This is a genomic window from Psychrobacillus vulpis, assembly GCF_006861825.1.
Taxonomy (GTDB): domain Bacteria; phylum Bacillota; class Bacilli; order Bacillales_A; family Planococcaceae; genus Psychrobacillus; species Psychrobacillus vulpis.
The window spans coordinates 1-484 of the sequence record NZ_VDGI01000029.1 but is presented as its reverse complement, the minus strand read 5'-3'; the positions used below and the strand labels follow the sequence as shown (position 1 = coordinate 484).

The following is a 484-nucleotide window of genomic DNA, read 5'->3' as shown; positions in this document are numbered from 1 at the left end:
AGCCAAGCCTCCTCCTCGCTATGCTCGTGCGGGGTCTTGGACGCTCCGTTTTTCCGCAGGAGTCTCGCATCTTTTTCCTCTACTTATTGAATCAAGAAGTTTATATGCGATGTCCAAAAACATACGAAATGAACGTGATCAGCTAGAGATGATTAAGTTCTTTTTTTCTTATAAAATATATTTAATACTAATTGAGTCCAGAAAAAGCCGCTCGCTTTCCGCGGACGAAACGCCAATCATCCAGGCTACGCTGTGGCACTGAAAAACGTCTATTTTAAAATAAATACTTTTTCATTTCTAGAAAATCATTGAACAAGGCGACACTCCTGCGGGAAAAGCGTTAGTCGAAGACCCCGGAGCGAAGCGAGGAGGCTGAGGCAACGCCCGCGGAAAGGGAGGGCACTGAAAAACCTTAGCTTTTAATTTTTTTATATACTCGCCATCAAAAAAGACAATTTTTCGTTCGATTTTGAACGAAAAATTG

General features: G+C 42.1%; 1 protein-coding gene. It reads right to left on the bottom strand.

The window, feature by feature from the left end:
- Positions 1-297: 297 nt before the first annotated feature.
- A partial coding sequence (locus tag FG384_RS20050) for a hypothetical protein (protein ID WP_205961822.1) occupies positions 298-484 on the bottom strand: 187 nt, incomplete at its 5' end.